The organism is Pseudobutyrivibrio sp. UC1225, from assembly GCF_900115215.1.
GTDB lineage: Bacteria > Bacillota > Clostridia > Lachnospirales > Lachnospiraceae > Pseudobutyrivibrio.
This window is the reverse complement of record NZ_FOVQ01000007.1, coordinates 60,379-74,213: the sequence shown is the minus strand read 5'-3', so window position 1 is coordinate 74,213 and position 13,835 is coordinate 60,379. Positions and strand designations below refer to the sequence as shown.

Here is a 13,835-nt window from a genome sequence, read left to right as displayed (position 1 = left end):
AGCCAAAAAAGGGCATAGTTCTCCCTATGCGATTTGACTCCGATATAATTTAGCATAATATCCGTCTTTCTGCAACAACTCTGTGTGATTACCTTGCTCAACAATTTGACCATCTTTGACGAACAAAATAATATCAGCCTCTCTGATAGTTGAAAGTCTGTGGGCTACAACAAAGGTAGTTCTGCCCTGCATCATCTTATTAAATGCTGATTGTATCTTTTGTTCTGTTCTGGTATCGATTGAAGATGTTGCTTCATCCAGAATTAACATCGGCGGAATATTAAGCATTACTCTAGTGATACAAAGGAGCTGCATCTGTCCCTGTGAAAGAGATCCGTTCTCTGGTGATAAAATTGTATCGTAGCCATAAGGCATTCTTTTAATAAAGCTATGTGCATGAGTTGCTTTAGCCGCTTCGATAATCTCTTCATCTGTGGCATCTGGGCTGGCCATTTTCAGGTTTTCCTTGATGGTAGCATTTTTCAACCATGTCTCTTGAAGCACCATTCCAAAGTTTCTTCGAAGATTATCTATATCTATATCCTTGATATTTACGCCATCGATAAGAATCTCACCAGCATCAATATCATAAAATCTCATTAAAAGATTAATAATTGTACTTTTTCCTGCACCAGTAGGGCCAACAATCGCAACACGCTTGCCTTGTTCCACCTTAAGATTAAGATGTTCAATAAGCTTTTTGCTCTTATCATATGAGAAGCATACATTCTTGAATTCAATCTCGCCCTTGGCACTATCGATGTTGAACTGGCCTTCATTCGTCTCTACCTCAGCGTCAATCATTTCAAAAATACGCTCAGCACAAGCCAGGGCATTCTGAAATTCTGTGATAACACCTGAGATTTCGTTGAAAGGCTTTCCATAGCTGCTTGCATAATATAGGAAAGAGGTAAGTCCACCGACTGTTATTCCTCCGCCGATTGCCATCAACGCGCCAAACACTCCAACCGCAGCATAAATCAGGTTGTTTATAAGTCTTGTGCTTGGATTGACTGTAGATGAATAGAAGGTAGCTCGCATTGACGCATCCGCAAGATTGTTATTCAAATCCTCAAATTTCTCAAGAGCCATATCTTCATAGTTCATATGACGAACTATATTCTTGTTTACGATAACTTCTTCTATATAAGAAGTCTCTTCTCCTCTAAGGCTAGCTTGCTCGCCAAAATACTTGTATGTCTTCTCTGAAATGAATCTTGCTAAAAGCAAGGAAAATGGAGTAGCAATAATAACTACAATGGCTATCTTCCATGAAATAATTACCATGAAATAAATAGTTCCCAAGATTGTAAGCACACCAGTAAATAACTGGGTAAATCCCATCAACAATCCATCTGAGAAAGTATCTGCATCAGCAACAATTCGGCTGACAAAATCACCGTGGGGATGACTGTCTATTGCTGCAAGCTTCATGTGTTGTAGCTTTGCAAAAGCCCTGTCTCTGAGATTCTTTGTGATATTGTAGGTGATTTTATTATTCACCCTGTTCATAATCCATTGAATAGCACCAGTAGCTACAACATTAAAAGAAATTGCCTTTAATATTATAAATAACCCTTCGTAATCTATCTCTGCTGGTCCTATGATACAGTCTACAGCCTTTCCTGTTAGAATTGGAATTCTCAAAGATAAGATAACTGTTGCTAACGCACATAAAATTGAGACTAAAATCTCTAGATCATATGCTTTCAATTCTATTAAAACTCTATTTAATATTTTTGATTGAGACTTATTTTCCACTACTTTGCCTCCTCTCTAGGAAACTGGCAATAATAGATTTCCTGATAAGTTTCGCAGGTTTCAAGGAGCTCTTTATGGGTTCCAAGCCCTACACATTTTCCATCATCAAGGACTAAAATCTGATCTGTGTCCCTTACAGCAGAGGCTCTCTGTGAAATAATTATGATAGTTGGTTTCCAAGTCAACTTTCTCAAAGCCGCTCGTAGCTTTGATTCTGTAGCCAAATCAAGAGCGGAAGATGAATCATCGAAAACCAAAATTTTAGGATTCCCAACAAGAGCTCTGGCTATTGTAAGACGCTGACGCTGACCACCTGAAAAATTATTACCACGTCCTGTAACCTCAGCATCAATTCCACCTTCTTTAGCCTCAACGAAGTCTAACGCCTGTGCAATATTTAATGCTGTTTTAATTTCTTCATCGGAGGCGCTATTTTTCTTCATTGTAAGGTTGCTTCTGATTGTGCCATGAAATAGTGATGCATGCTGTGGAACCACTCCAAAGTACTCTGCAAGCTTAGAATCTTCTAATCTTTTAACATTCTGACCATCTATCTCAATTTCGCCCTTTGTAGCGTCATAAGTATGGTTCAAAAGCTTTACCAAGGTGCTCTTTCCGGAACCAGTTCCTCCTATAATTCCAAGGCTTGAACCACCCGGAATCACAAGATTGATATTCTCTAAATCATATTCACTTCCGCCATTGTAGCTAAAGCTTACATCGTCAACGATAATGGTTCCTGGCTCCTTAGCATTATCTATCATATTCTTCTCTGCATTGAACTTACTCTGATATCGCTCATCAGATTTCATTTCCATAAGCTCCTGCACTCGTACAGCAGATGGAAACGCCTTCATTAACAGCACAATAAGATTAGCCAGTTTTATAAGCTCAATAAGGATCTGCCCCATATAGTTCACAAGCGCTACAACATCGCCCTGGAGGATAAAGCCCTTATCTACCTGCTTCATAGCCACATAAATCAAGGCTACAATGCCTATATTTACTACCACATAGGTCACAGGATTCAAAAGCGCTGATATTCTTCCAGTACCAATCTGCATACCAGTTAGTTCTGCTGTTCTGCTCTGGAACTCATCGTTTTCACTATCTACCTGACAGAAGGCTCTAAGTACTCTGGCTCCTTCCAGATTCTCAGAGGTTAAATGCAACACCTTTTCCAGCTTAGCAGCGATTGCTTTGTATCTAGGCAATGTATATTTCATAATGAAATACACGATTGCAGATAGCACCGCTACTACCACTAAAAAAATTAATGCTGATTTAACATTAACAATAAACGCCATTATTGTGGCACCTGCAACAATAAATGGGGAGCGCAAAAACAGTCTTAAAACCATGTTAATTCCGCTTTGAACCTGGTTTATATCGTTTGTTATTCTAGTGGTAAGGACCTCGTCTCCCACCTTTTCTTTTGTACCCTGAGACAATGATAAAATCTTAGCAAACACATCTCTTCTGATTTCAGCTGCCGAATAAACAGCCACATATGCGCTAAAATACTGAGCAGTGATAGAGAACATCAAACCCACTACAGCGAGGAAAATCAAAACCCCACTCATCCTAATGATGTAGTGGGTATCTGAGCCTGCGATTCCCTTGTTAATGATCTGCGCCATAACAAGTGGAACCAAAAGCTCAAATATCGCCTCTAGCATTTTGAATAGTGGGGCTAAAATTGCTTTATTTTTATATTTTTTTACGTAACTGATAACAAAGCTCATAATTTAATTTGATTCTGAATCCTCTGTTTCTTCAGTATTTTCCTCTGTATTTTCCTCAGATGTCTCTTCAGTTGTGTCCTCTGTAGTCTCTTCTACTGTATCTTCTGCTGTATCTTCTGCTGTATCTTCTGCTGTATCTTCTTTAGTCTCCTTAGTAGACTCTTCTTCCTTCTCAGGTGCCTTGAAAAGTGATGTGAACTGAACCTTATCCCAAACCTTATCATCTACAGTCCACTCGATAGCTTCCTTCCATGAATCCATAAGTGTGTTAAATGCCTCTGTCTGTAAAGAGCTTCTCTTGTTGTCTGAAGCTTCTGTATCATGATCCTTCTCAAGCTTGATTACATAATATCCAGCGTCCTGAACCTCGATTACAGCTGAAACCTCACCTTCCTTAAGCGATTCAGCAGCCTTGATAATTTCCATATCCATTGTGCTGTCTTCTGTCTCGCCCTTATGGTATGAGTATGATTCCTTTGTAGCCTCGAGAGCTTCTACCTCTGCATCAAAGTCCTCAGCCTCTGCAAGTGCCTTGGCATTTGCCTTCTTCTCCAACTTCTCATCATCTGAAAGAGGCTCTACATTGCCATCCTCGTCTGTCTTACCTGTTGTATCAAATAAAACATAAGAGAAGGTACGCATCCAGCAATCATTCTCTGTAATATCCTTGTCTGCTTCCTTCTTAGCTGCATCTGCTACAAGATTGTAGTAAGTTCTGTACTCAAGGTACTCCTTAACTGTATCTTCTGTAGCGCCCATCTGCTCTAAAGAATCCTTCTCATTATCTGAAATGAACTTCTTTGCTGCATCCTCGATAGCCTTCTTCTGGTCATCTGTAAGGGTGATGCTGTAGTCCTCTGCGTGAGCCTTAGCTAAATACTGCTCCTCAAGGTCACTAAGAACCCCATCCTTTGTCTCATCCTGAAGTGTCGAGCCAGAGCCTGACATATCCTGCTTCCACATACCTTCTCCGTAGTATGAAAGAAGATACTGATCATACATTGACTGCTGATATCTTGCAGCGAAATTACCAAGTCCAAGTGAAATGGTATCTGTCTTATCTCCATTTTTTATAGTTACAAGTGTCTCGTTTGGATCAAGTTTTCCACAGCCTGTAAATAAAACTGCAGCTGAAAGTGCTGCAATGCAAGCTGACTTTACGTATGCTTTTTTCATTATTTCCTTCTTCCTGGGTAAACCCTACCCATTATTTTTTCTAACGTTTCGATTATAGTTAATATTAGTCTAATTATCAACTTTTAGAGACCTTAAATCAGATAAGAAATCCTGTAGATAATCATAGACTTCGTTAGGTTTTATTCTCGTATTAGCCTTAGTGTTGAAAATAAACGCTGGAGCCTTAGGATCTGCGGCAAATGTAATATGTGGATTGTTCCGCTCCAGTAAAGCTGGAATCTGAGCCACATCTATCTTTGCTTTCTCATACATCACAATCCTGATTATGTCACCCTTCTGCTCAATTGCAGTAACATAAGCGTCGTGAGCTTTTACACGTAACATTGCCACCCAAAGAAGATTCTGTACACACCTCTTTGGTTCACCAAATCTATCCACAAGCTCATCTAACATATCATCCCTTGCTTCCTCCGAATCGATAGCTGCAATTCGCTTGTAAATATCGATTCTCTGCTCCTCATTGGAAACGTAGGTATCAGGCAGATAAGCCTCGATATTAATATCCACAGAGGTATTGAAACTATCTTCTTTAACCTCACCTTTTTCACGCTTAACCGCCTCATTCAGCATCTTACAGTACAGGTCATAACCTACCGCTGTCATATTACCATGCTGCTCCACGCCAAGAAGATTTCCTGCACCTCGAATCTCCAGATCGCGCATGGCAATCTTGAAGCCAGAACCAAGGTCTGTAAACTCCTTTATAGCCGCCAAACGCTTCTCAGCCACCTCTTTCAGCATCTTATCCCTCTTGTACATAAGGAAGGCGTAGGCAGTTCTGTTGCTTCGACCAACACGTCCTCTAAGCTGATAAAGCTGCGAGAGTCCCATATTATCCGAATCATGGATGATGATTGTATTTACATTTGAAATATCAAGACCAATTTCGATGATCGTGGTAGCCACCAGAACATCAATCTCGTGATTAATGAACTGCATCATAACATCTTCGACTTTTGCCTCTGTCATTTGGCCGTGAATATAGCCAACAGTTGATTCTGGCACCAACCTCTCAATTTCAGCAGCCATATCCTGTATACCACGCACTCTATTGAACACGTAATAAACCTGACCATCTCGTGCCATTTCGCGCACAATAGCCTCTCTAACCATCTCCTCGTTGTATTCAAATACAAAGGTTTGGATAGGGGTTCTTTCCATTGGCGCCTCATCCAAAACGCTCATATCTCGTATTCCAACAAGGGACATATGGAGGGTTCGAGGGATAGGTGTAGCAGAAAGAGACAACACGTCCACCGTCTTTTTCATCTGCTTTATGCGTTCCTTATGATTTACGCCGAAACGCTGCTCCTCATCGATGATAAGCAGACCTAAATCCTTAAATTCCACATCCTTCGAAAGAAGCCTGTGTGTTCCAATAACTATATCTACCATGCCATTTTTCAGGCCTTCAATAGTCTTTTTCTGCTCCGCAGCAGTTCTAAAACGGCATAAAAGGCCCATGTTTACTGGGTATCCACCCATACGCTGAACAAAGTTATTGTAATGCTGCTGGGCAAGGATTGTGGTAGGTACCAGATAAGCTACCTGCTTACCCTCCTGAACAGCCTTGAAAGCGGCTCTCATGGCCACTTCTGTCTTACCGAATCCTACATCACCGCAGATTAGGCGATCCATGATTTTTCTGGATTCCATATCTGCCTTCACAGCCTCTATGGCTGTAAGCTGGCCTTCTGTCTCCTCATATGGGAAGCTTTCCTCAAATTCCTTCTGCCATACAGTATCTGGTCCATATACAAAACCATCTGTATTCTGTCTAAGAGCGTATAAATCTACCAACTCTTTAGCCACAATACCTACCGCAGACTGAACCTTCTGCTTTGTCTTCGTCCATTCCTGAGTACCTGTACCGAGAGAATTAAGCTTAGGCTTCTTTCCATCCGGCCCTGAATACTTCTGAATCTGGTCTAGTTGATTCGTGAGTACATAAAGATTACTTCCCTTTGCGTACTCGATTTTAATGTAGTCTCGGATTACACGGTCCAATTCCATCTGCTCGGTACCCTTATAGACACCGAGACCATAATTTTCGTGCACCACATAATCGCCAACATGTAGATCTGAGAAGGATGAAATACTCTCTCCTTCGTATCTTTTTACTCTCTTTTTCTTCTTTCTGACATGTCCGAAGATATCTCCATCAGACAGCATTACAAAGGCTGAATCAGGATAATCAATTCCTCTTTTAATATTTCCGACACAAATCATTGTCTCACCAGGATTTATCCTGTGATCCAAATCTGTAGTGAAATATGAGTTCAAGCCTTCGTCTAAAAGGTCCTCTGCAAGACGCTGTCCCTTGGTGGATGAGCTTGTAACCAGAAGCACCTTATATTTTCTCTTTTTATACTGTAAAAGCTCCTTGGTAAGAAGCTCAAAACTTCCGTTATAAGCATTTACGCCCTGAACAGCTATGCTGAAATGATCTGCCGATTTAAGCAGCTTATTCTTAGCATCAAGCACCGACATAAGGGTTATAGGATATCTTTCCAGCTTTCCAAAGACCTCAGTCACACCGTAAAGCATATCCATCTGGCCTTTAAGCATATATCCAGCCTCTACACGGCGGGTCATGGCGTCAGCAAACTCAGTTTCAGTAACCTCTGCTTTGTTAATTACCTTCTGAACCTCATCAATAAACACATAAGTGCCCTTCGGCATGAAATCTACAAAGGAACCAAGCTTATCACAGAAGTATGTAAGATGAGTCTCAAGCTCCTGACTGAGTCCCCACTCTCGAGTCTCTTCGATTACTCTGTCGGCATAGGTTTTAAGATGAAAAGCTTCCTCCGTTTTCATCTCTTTTCGGTACTTTTCATACCTTTCATCGCGCTCTTTTTCAATCTTTGCCAAACCTGCTTCGACTTCGTCAGCGCCCAGTATTAGCTCTACCGCAGGAAAAATTAAAACAGAATTTATATTTTCGATAGACTTCTGATTTGTAGGATCGTAAGAGCGAATACTATCTACTTCATCACCCCATAATTCAATACGAACTGGTAATTCCGCTGTCAAAGGATAGACATCGATAATACCACCTCGCACTGCAAATTCTCCTGGATGCTCACAGGTGCCCACATTCTCATAGCCCATAGCCACAAGCTTCTTACGAAGGCTCTCCAGCTCCACACTATCTGTATCAGAAATAGCTACCACACCATCCTCAAAATAAGACATAGCAGGTAGTTTATTCATAAGCGCATCAATAGTTGTAATAACCGTACAAGCGTTATTGCTGATTACAGCCTCTATGGCCTGCATACGCTCTCTAGTAAGGGCATTGCCTCGGATATCCGACTGATAGAAAAGAAAGTCCTTAGCAGGGAAATACACTACATCACTGTCAAAGAAACGATACTCCTCATACAATTCTCTGGCCTTCAGCTCATCACTGGTAACAATAAGCTTATAGCTAATATCATGGCCTATACCATAAATAAGGTGCGCCTTATCAGCGCACCCAGTAATATCATATATCTTTCCAAACTTAAGTAGAGCCTCCCTAAGAGACTCTACTGCTGTAAGTGATTCAAATGGTTCTAAAAAAGCCTTCATAAAGTTTAACCTATATTTAATAATCTAGCAAATTACTTTAACCAAAGGAGAGCTTCTGCTCTATCAAGAGCGGCATCAATGTTAGGCTGGAAGTTTTCCTCGCCTACAATTTTAATAAAATCAGCCTTTTCCATCATCTGACGAGGCTGCTCATTTACATGAGAGAATACAACTGTAACACCCTTCTTCTCTGCACGCTCTACCAAATCTCTAAGAGCACGAAGAGCTGTGATATCAATTGCAGGTACAGAACGCATTCTCATAACAAGAACCTTTGTGTAATCTTTTACGTTAATGCTCTCAGCAAGCATATCAGAAACACCAAAGAAAAGTGGTCCTGTAATCTCGAATACGCGGATTTCCTTTGCAACTGGGCGAAGATCATCTACGAACTCTTCCTCATCACTCTGATAAGTCCAGCCGCTTACGTGTGTTTCCTCGCTCATTCTCTTGATGAAGAGGATACATGCAACAATCATACCCCACTCGATAGCTACAACAAGGTCAAATACGATTGTGAGCACGAATGTGAGCACAAGTACGATAATATCTGACTTAGGTGCATACTTAACAAGTCTTGTGAAAGGTCTCCACTGGCACATGTTGTAAGCAACCTGGAAAAGAATAGCTGCAATACATGGCATTGGGATGAACTTTGCAAAAGGCATAAGTACAACAAGGATAATAAGTAATGTAATTGAGTGAACCATACCAGCGATTGGTGTACGTCCACCGTTCTTGATATTAGCTGCTGTACGTGCAATAGCACCTGTTGCAGGAATACCACCGAATAATACTGAACCAATGTTACCGATACCCTGACCGATAAGCTCCTGATTACTTCTGTGCTTGCTGTTTACCATTCCATCTGCAACTACTGCTGAAAGAAGAGACTCAATAGCAGCAAGGATAGCAATTGTAAAGGCATTTGGCATCTCATTCTTAATAACTGCAAGTGAGAAATGAGGCACTGATACAGAAGGTAATCCAGCCTTTAAATCAGGATAAAGAGTACCAATAGTGTTAACATTTAATCCAAGTCCCTTAACCATAAAAATTCCAACGAATACAGCAATAATAGATGCTGGAACCTTAGAAAAGAACTTTGGCCAAATAATAAGAACTGCAAGACAAACAACACCTACAAGCACTGCCTGCCAATTGATAGTATCAATATTTACAAAGAAAAGTCTAAGCTTATCCATTGTCTCGATTGGCTTTTCTCCGTGGAAATCCATTCCGAAGAAATCCTTGAACTGACCAATGAGAATAGTAACAGCGATACCAGCTGTAAATCCTGTGGTGATTGTATAAGGGATGAACTTAATAAGTGCACCAGCCTTAAAAATACCAAGTAAAATAAGAATAATACCAGCCATGATGGTGGCGATAATAAGTCCGTCCATTCCATCAGTTGCGATAATTCCTGCTACAATTGTAGCGAAAGCTGCTGTGGGACCAGCAATCTGAACTGTACTACCACCGAAGAAGGAAATCAAAAATCCTGCTACGATAGCTGTGTACAAACCTGGCTCTGGGCCTACGCCAGAGGCAAGAGCCAAGGCAATAGAAAGTGGCAATGCTATGATTGCCACAATAATTCCAGATACAACGTCTTTTACAAACTGTTCCTTGCTGTATTTCTTCATACAGGTGAACAGCATCGGTTTAAATTGTTCCATACGTAATTCTTACACTCCTAATCTTCTTCCTAGCATTTCTGCATTAACTGAGAACTCTAATGCAGTATCCTTAGTGATTTTACCATCCTTTGCCAACTTGTAAAGACTTGAATCCATAGAAACCATATCATCAGTGTCACTTGAGTAAATTACACCCTCAATTTGTGGCACCTTATTCTCCCTAATCATGTTTCTGATGGCCGGTGTAACAGTCATTACTTCGAATGCAGGCACTAAAGTTCCATCCACTGCAGGTACCAGCTGCTGCGATACCACGGCCTTTATAACCATGGAAAGCTGCAGAGCAATCTGGTGCTGCTGCTCTGATGGGAAAACATCGATAATTCTGTCGATTGTATTTGCCGCACCAATGGTGTGAAGTGTTGATAAAATCAAATGTCCTGTTTCCGCAGCTGTCATGGCTACAGATATAGTCTCTGCGTCACGCATCTCTCCAAGCAAAATAACATCCGGACTCTGTCGCAAGGACGCACGAAGAGCCGTAACATAATTTTCAGTATCAAGATGAATCTCTCTCTGGGAAACAATTGACTTATCATGTCTGTGGAGGTACTCAACCGGATCCTCCAAGGTGATAATATGCTTATTATAGTTTTTATTAATCTTATCTACAATACATGAAAGCGTAGTTGATTTACCACTTCCTGCAGGACCTGTAACCAGCACCAGTCCCTTAGACTCATTTGAAAGATTAATAACAGATTCAGGAACGCCCAGCTGCCTGTAATCTGGCAGGGAGAAGGTTATAATACGTACTACTGCCGCATAGGTACCTCTCTGTTTAAAGGCGTTTACTCTGAAACGTGAAACGTCTTTTATAGCGAAAGAAAAATCGTCATCACCATTTTTCTTATAGAAATCCATGTCTCTTTTTGCAAGCTGATAAATCTGAGTCACAAGCTCCTCAGCCTTTGCAGGCATAACAGGACCCTCATCCTGCTCAGATTTTATATCGCTATTGCTTTCCAATTCCGATCTGGTCATAACCATATCGTTAACTCTGAAGGAAATTTCACGGCCTGTGATGATAAATACATCAGAAGCCCTGTACTTTTTTACCGCATCTGTTAAATAAGTTACGATATCTACAGCCATAACTCCTCCTTAATCCCCTTAATTCCAGTCATCCAAAGTGATTATTGGCTGAGTGCTGTCTGCCTCCCAGCTGCTATTATTAATAACCTCCCAGCTGACTATTTCACCACTACTTACCTTTACATTTAAATCCTGTGAATCGTTAATGCTAACAGTAAATTCCTGATCAGCCCAGCCTGATTCTGCTATCCTCTCGTAGGCCTCATTTGATGCCGCATAATATTCATCTGTATGAATTCTCTGCTTATCACTTAAGCTGAAATTGTTGTGACTGGATGAAATAGCCAGCGCAGCAATAACAGCAAAAGCTAGGCCAATGAGAATAACCACCATTAGCGAGGTTCCAATATTTATTATTGTGCGATTAGTTCTGTTTTGCTCTTCCATATTAATCCACACCAATACCTTTATTTCAAAGCTTTTTCCACAACAAGTGAATAGATTTCCCTATCATCGGCAGTTGCTACAACAATATGCAGGGACTGACAGGTCTTCTTGTTCTCTGCCTCTGTAATAATCGCTGTAGTCTTATAAACACCCTCGTCATCGACTATCTGCCAGTTCTCATCGTAATATTCTGTATAACCCTCAAATCCAGGGTCAGCCAGATACTGCTCTGCTGCATTAGCCGCCACATTCACAGCCCCTGTTATCTCACTGGCGTCCTTGCTCTTTGCATAGGCGGTAGCAAAGCACTGAATACATATCGCAGATACTATAATGAAAAACAAGATTGAAAACATTAGCTCGGTCATAAAAATACGCGAACCATTATTCCTAGTCTGCATCTGGCACCTCCTCTCCTGAATCTTCCTCAGTATCAGAGGTCTTTTCTATATAATTAACTGCTGATTTAATTCCTATATCTACTATTCTTTTCTCTCCAGTGGTCTCCTCTACCTGAACCTCCATTAGTTGATTGTTCTTCCAACTAAAGTCCATTCCATTTATTTTAAGTAGCTGATTTCCGAAGTCAGCTGTAACTCCAGCACCCTCTTTTGCTTCCAATTCCATCAGGTAGCCATCCAAATAATAAATGTAAAGATAATATCCTTCTGCTTCCTTCATTTTAATGGCTTTGTTGCCGTCTATTTCTGCAATCTCTATACTTCCCGACTCATCGTGCTGTCTTACCTTTTCCCTTATATAAGCCGTTGCTGCTCTGGTGTTAGAATTCTCCTCATTTGCTACAACTACAGCCTTATAGGAATTTACAGCTAGCAAAAGAACACTCACTGCAGAAAAAGTGAATATCAAGAAAAGAATCATGAGGAACATGATATCGATATTATGTTTTTGCAATCGATTCTTGTTCATTGCCAAGACTTTTTCCTCCCCAAACTACCTATCACCCAGATTTATAATCGTTATATCCGGCTTCATATTGGTACCAAAAATCACATAATCCACCCTAAAAAGCTCATCATCATATATAATTCCATAGTTCTTTCTAAGATACTCAAAGCTCTCAGGATAGCGGCCCTCTGTGACGTAGCACTGCATAACAGCCCTGTCTATTGCAGACTCCAAATTACTTCGTTGCTCATCAATAGAGCCCTTAGATGCCATGGATACTGCAAACAAAAATCCAATAAATATGAGAATGAACATGCCTGCAGATATAAGTGTCGTAGAGGCCACATTCTTTTTTTTGATTTGATGTATGCCATCTAGGCTTCCAAATCGTGTTTTAGCCATATTAAATCATCCCTGACATAATGTTTAACAGTGGTAACATAACTGAAAGAAGAATAATACCAACAATAACAGAAAGGATAATAACCAACGTTGGTTCTACAACAGCGATTAAATCGTTAATTTCCTCGTCTGCCTCCTGCTGATAGGTTGTAGCTACCTTCTCCAATACCGTCTCCATATTTCCTGTTTTTGCGCCTAAAATTGCCATTCTTCCATAGAGACCGCCAAATATTCCAGACATAGAGAAGGCCTTTCCAATATCCATGGTATCTGCAAAGGAATCCTTGCACTTTTCAACCTTCTGCTCAAATTCTGGCGCATCTACTATTCGACCGCTCACATCAAGAGACTGCATTACATCCATACCACTTGATAAAGTCATGGCCATGGCAGATGCAAATCTACTTGTAGCAATCTTAGAATGGATTGACTTAAATCTTGGGCTCTTATAAAGAATACCGTTACGGTGCTCCTTGCCCCATGCAGTTTTATTAATAACAATGAGATATATCACAATGGCAGCCAAAAGAATTAAGAATAATACGCCATTGCTCTTCATGAATTTTCCTACTGTAAGAAAGCCTGCTGAAAGGCCGTCCATTGTGCCACCCAGCTGCTTAAAGACCCTGTCAAAGACAGGCATAATTTCTGTAACTAATACGATAATGATTACAAGCATCATTGCAACCATCATAAGCGGATATGTAACCGCACTTCGAATGGCATTGCTGATAGCCATTTCTCTTGAATAATGAGCCGCAAGATTAATAAGAACAGAGTCCATTTTACCGGTCTGCTCACCCATCTTTGCCATCTCTACAAAATAATCTGGGAAAACTCCTGCGCCCTCGATGGCTTTTGAAAGAGAACCTGTCTCTCCCACAACCTGCTCCATCTCAGTAAGAAGCTCCTTTTCCTCACCACCCTCTGATTCATCAATCATCATGGTAAGTCCCTGAATTGCTGAAACACCGCTTGATATCATCATTCCCATTTCATCTGAGAATGCGTATAACTCCTCTGACGTTAATTTCTTTCTAGATTTCTCACTCATAGCCCC

11 protein-coding genes are annotated in these 13,835 nt (G+C 40.7%); all 11 read right to left on the bottom strand.

Annotated elements, in window-relative coordinates:
* Positions 1 to 24: 24 nt before the first annotated feature.
* Complete coding sequence (locus tag BMZ41_RS10155) at positions 25 to 1,761, bottom strand: ABC transporter ATP-binding protein (RefSeq protein ID WP_090529286.1); 1,737 nt, start codon at positions 1,759 to 1,761, stop codon at positions 25 to 27.
* The gene (locus BMZ41_RS10150; protein ID WP_090529283.1) at positions 1,761 to 3,506 is read right to left on the bottom strand and encodes an ABC transporter ATP-binding protein; all 1,746 of its coding nucleotides are present in this window, start codon (positions 3,504 to 3,506) and stop codon (positions 1,761 to 1,763) included. Before BMZ41_RS10150 ends, BMZ41_RS10155 begins: the two co-directional genes overlap by 1 nt.
* Before the next feature lie 3 nt (positions 3,507 to 3,509).
* On the bottom strand, positions 3,510 to 4,682 hold the full coding sequence (locus tag BMZ41_RS10145) for a peptidyl-prolyl cis-trans isomerase (protein ID WP_090529280.1): 1,173 nt from the start codon (positions 4,680 to 4,682) through the stop codon (positions 3,510 to 3,512).
* Between the two features lie 69 nt (positions 4,683 to 4,751).
* Entirely contained in the window at positions 4,752 to 8,279 is a 3,528-nt protein-coding gene (mfd, locus tag BMZ41_RS10140) for a transcription-repair coupling factor (RefSeq protein WP_090529277.1), read from the bottom strand.
* A 32-nt stretch (positions 8,280 to 8,311) separates the two neighbouring features.
* Positions 8,312 to 9,961, bottom strand: coding sequence for a SulP family inorganic anion transporter (locus BMZ41_RS10135; protein ID WP_090529274.1), 1,650 nt, complete (start codon positions 9,959 to 9,961; stop codon positions 8,312 to 8,314).
* 9 nt (positions 9,962 to 9,970) lie between these two features.
* Complete coding sequence (locus BMZ41_RS10130) at positions 9,971 to 11,077, bottom strand: type IV pilus twitching motility protein PilT (RefSeq protein WP_090169645.1); 1,107 nt, start codon at positions 11,075 to 11,077, stop codon at positions 9,971 to 9,973.
* Positions 11,078 to 11,095: 18 nt separating this feature from the next.
* Positions 11,096 to 11,464, bottom strand: coding sequence for a hypothetical protein (locus tag BMZ41_RS10125; RefSeq protein ID WP_143071342.1), 369 nt, complete (start codon positions 11,462 to 11,464; stop codon positions 11,096 to 11,098).
* Between the two features lie 20 nt (positions 11,465 to 11,484).
* Entirely contained in the window at positions 11,485 to 11,865 is a 381-nt protein-coding gene (locus BMZ41_RS10120) for a hypothetical protein (protein ID WP_090529270.1), read from the bottom strand.
* Positions 11,855 to 12,394: a DUF4860 domain-containing protein gene (locus BMZ41_RS10115; RefSeq protein ID WP_242942051.1), complete on the bottom strand. Its 540-nt coding sequence runs from the start codon at positions 12,392 to 12,394 to the stop codon at positions 11,855 to 11,857. Before BMZ41_RS10115 ends, BMZ41_RS10120 begins: the two co-directional genes overlap by 11 nt.
* A 24-nt stretch (positions 12,395 to 12,418) precedes the next feature.
* Entirely contained in the window at positions 12,419 to 12,775 is a 357-nt protein-coding gene (locus tag BMZ41_RS10110; RefSeq protein WP_090529264.1) for a hypothetical protein, read from the bottom strand.
* 1 nt (position 12,776) lies between these two features.
* Entirely contained in the window at positions 12,777 to 13,829 is a 1,053-nt protein-coding gene (locus tag BMZ41_RS10105) for a type II secretion system F family protein (protein ID WP_090169656.1), read from the bottom strand.
* Between the last annotated feature and the right edge of the window lie 6 nt (positions 13,830 to 13,835).

Bases quoted from the DNA above. Each gene is read 5' to 3' on its own strand.
- BMZ41_RS10150 (WP_090529283.1), bottom strand. From the start codon at position 3,506: ATGAGCTTTGTTATCAGTTACGTAAAAAAATATAAAAATAAAGCAATT.
- BMZ41_RS10145 (WP_090529280.1), bottom strand. From the start codon at position 4,682: ATGAAAAAAGCATACGTAAAGTCAGCTTGCATTGCAGCACTTTCAGCT.
- mfd (WP_090529277.1), bottom strand. From the start codon at position 8,279: ATGAAGGCTTTTTTAGAACCATTTGAATCACTTACAGCAGTAGAGTCT.
- BMZ41_RS10135 (WP_090529274.1), bottom strand. From the start codon at position 9,961: ATGGAACAATTTAAACCGATGCTGTTCACCTGTATGAAGAAATACAGC.
- BMZ41_RS10130 (WP_090169645.1), bottom strand. From the start codon at position 11,077: ATGGCTGTAGATATCGTAACTTATTTAACAGATGCGGTAAAAAAGTAC.
- BMZ41_RS10125 (WP_143071342.1), bottom strand. From the start codon at position 11,464: ATGGAAGAGCAAAACAGAACTAATCGCACAATAATAAATATTGGAACC.
- BMZ41_RS10120 (WP_090529270.1), bottom strand. From the start codon at position 11,865: ATGCAGACTAGGAATAATGGTTCGCGTATTTTTATGACCGAGCTAATG.
- BMZ41_RS10115 (WP_242942051.1), bottom strand. From the start codon at position 12,394: ATGAACAAGAATCGATTGCAAAAACATAATATCGATATCATGTTCCTC.
- BMZ41_RS10110 (WP_090529264.1), bottom strand. From the start codon at position 12,775: ATGGCTAAAACACGATTTGGAAGCCTAGATGGCATACATCAAATCAAA.
- BMZ41_RS10105 (WP_090169656.1), bottom strand. From the start codon at position 13,829: ATGAGTGAGAAATCTAGAAAGAAATTAACGTCAGAGGAGTTATACGCA.